Source organism: Bartonella sp. AA86SXKL (genome assembly GCF_042196885.1).
The window spans coordinates 1-495 of record NZ_JBHIRE010000086.1 but is presented as its reverse complement, the minus strand read 5'-3'; the positions used below and the strand labels follow the sequence as shown (position 1 = coordinate 495).

The window sequence follows — 495 nt, the reverse complement described above, 5'->3', positions numbered from 1 at the left end:
TAAATGATACATATAGTGTGATATTTTTTTCAAATATATGACTTAAATAATGATAAAAATTTTCATGTTTAGATTATATGGCAAAACATGCTGGCTCTTATAAGCTTCCAGTTTGATAAAGCTTACCGTCTTATAAAATAATCAATGTAATCTCTTCTCAGTTTTTTTCATGTTATGGCCATATCCTTCATAGATTTAAATAATTTAAAAGCGTACTGTATCATACATCTCATCTTTGAGTTGACGGCTTAGTAATGCATTGGCCGCTTCGGATACACTTTTACCACAATAGAGCACGTGGTAAATTTGCTCTGTAATTGGCATTTCTACCCTGATACGTTGTGCTAGCATATGAACTTCTTTAGTATTTAAGTAACCTTCAACAATTTGATCAATCTGTTTTTTCGCTTCTTCTATATCCACTCCTTGACCAAGCAGCATTCCAAAACGGCGGTTGCGCGACTGATTATCAGTACATGTCAAAACCAGATCACC

At 33.7% G+C, this 495-nt stretch carries 1 protein-coding gene; it reads right to left on the bottom strand.

Features of this window, described 5'->3' with window-relative positions; all coding sequences use genetic code 11:
• Positions 1–204 precede the first annotated feature (204 nt).
• A partial coding sequence (locus tag ACFIO5_RS09930; RefSeq protein WP_375705308.1) for an NAD(P)H-dependent glycerol-3-phosphate dehydrogenase occupies positions 205–495 on the bottom strand: 291 nt, incomplete at its 5' end.